3 protein-coding genes are annotated in these 1740 nt (G+C 68.2%); all 3 read left to right on the forward strand.

Annotation, left to right across the window (positions count from 1 at the left end; translation table 11 throughout):
* Positions 1-511, forward strand: a 511-nt coding sequence (locus tag AOK03_RS36420) for a DUF881 domain-containing protein (protein ID WP_157869177.1), incomplete at its 5' end; no start/stop codon positions are given.
* Positions 508-840, forward strand: coding sequence for a small basic family protein (locus tag AOK03_RS36425; protein WP_003988855.1), 333 nt, complete (start codon positions 508-510; stop codon positions 838-840). The genes AOK03_RS36420 and AOK03_RS36425, both read left to right, overlap by 4 nt.
* Before the next feature lie 5 nt (positions 841-845).
* The gene (locus tag AOK03_RS36430; protein ID WP_055569669.1) at positions 846-1700 is read left to right on the forward strand and encodes a DUF881 domain-containing protein; all 855 of its coding nucleotides are present in this window, start codon (positions 846-848) and stop codon (positions 1698-1700) included.
* Positions 1701-1740 lie beyond the last annotated feature (40 nt).

A 1740-nucleotide genomic window follows, 5' to 3' on the forward strand; every position in this document is an offset into this window, starting at 1 on the left:
GAAGCACGGCGGCAGCCAGGGCGAGTTGGTGGGACTGCTCTCCGGCGCCACGGAGGTCCACGGGCCCGGCGTGAAGCTCGTCGTGGACGACAAGAAGCAGGCCGATCAGGGTGGCGGCGGTCCGCGTGAGAGCTCCGGGTTCTCCGACACGGGGCGTGTGCGTGACCGGGACATGCAGCGGGTCGTCAACGGCCTGTGGCAGTCGGGCGCCGAAGCGATTTCCATCAATGATCAGCGTCTGACCGCGCTGTCGGCGATCAGGGCCGCGGGTGACGCGATACTGGTCGACAACCGGCCGCTCGTGCCGCCGTATACGGTGCTCGCGGTGGGAGACGGGAAACGCTTGAGCACCCGGTTCCAGAACAGCCGCGACGGTCAGTACCTGCATGCTCTGCAGGAGAACTTCGGCATCCGGACCAGCATCTCCGTGTCGGACGAGCTCCGGCTGCCGGCAGCACCGAGCGTGACCGTACGAACAGCAGAGCCGAAGGCAGGAAAGGGCACATCGTGATCGCCGTACTGGGCCTCGTCGTGGGAGTCGTGGCCGGATTGTTGGTTCGGCCCGAGGTTCCGGCGGTGGTCGAGCCTTACCTTCCGATCGCCGTGGTCGCGGCCCTCGACGCCGTGTTCGGAGGGCTGCGGGCGATGCTCGACGGCATCTTCGACGACAAGGTGTTCGTGGTGTCGTTCCTGTCGAACGTGGTGGTGGCCGCACTCATCGTGTTCCTGGGCGACAAGCTGGGCGTCGGCGCCCAGCTCTCCACCGGTGTGGTGGTCGTGCTCGGCATCCGGATCTTCTCCAATGCCGCGGCGATCCGTCGGCACGTCTTCAGGGCGTGACGCCGATGACTGCCGACGAGAGCCCCGACTACAACCGGCGCAAGGAACTCCCCGCGGAGGTCCCCAGCGCGCCCGGCACGCCCGGACCCGAGACGCCCGCGGGGCCCGCGGGCGCGCAGCCCGAGGGGAAGCCGCAGCTCACCGGCCGTCAGCGGCTGGCGAAGGGCCTGTGGCCGCCGCGCGTGACCCGTCCTCAACTCATCGTCGCCCTGCTGCTGTTCGTGCTCGGCCTCGGTCTGGCCATCCAGGTGCGGTCGAACAGCGACAGCAGCGCGCTGCGCGGCGCGAGACAAGAAGATCTCGTACGCATCCTCGATGAACTGGATGACCGAACTGAGCGTCTGGAACAAGAGAAGCGGCGCCTCGAGGAGCAGCGGACCGGGCTGGAGAACAGCTCGGACCAGGCCGAGGAGGCCCGCAAGCAGACGGTCGAGCGGGAGCGGCAACTCGGCATCCTGGCAGGCACGGTGGCTGCCCAGGGGCCCGGTATCACGCTCACCATCGAGGACAGGAAAGGGGCGATCGAGGCGGACATGCTGCTCGACGCCATTCAGGAGCTGCGCGCCGCCGGTGCGGAGGCGATCCAGATCAACGACGTGCGCGTCGTGGCCGACACGTATCTGTCGGACGCCGAGGGCGGTGGCGTCCGGGTGGACGGCCGCAAGGTCGGTGAGCCGTACCTCTTCAAGGTGATCGGCAAGCCGCAGGATCTGGAACCTGCGCTGAACATCCCGGGAGGCGTGGTGCAGACTCTGGAGAAGGAGCAGGCCACGGTCACCGTGGAACGCTCGGAGAAGATCGTTGTGGACGCCTTGCGACCTGCGAAGCGGCCTGACTACGCTCGGTCGTCCTCCCAGTGACGGGCGGACGCATGAGGGGCGTCGGGCGGGGGCATGAGGT

Origin of the sequence: Streptomyces atriruber, assembly GCF_001418325.1 — a bacterium.
GTDB classification, from domain to species: domain Bacteria; phylum Actinomycetota; class Actinomycetes; order Streptomycetales; family Streptomycetaceae; genus Streptomyces; species Streptomyces atriruber.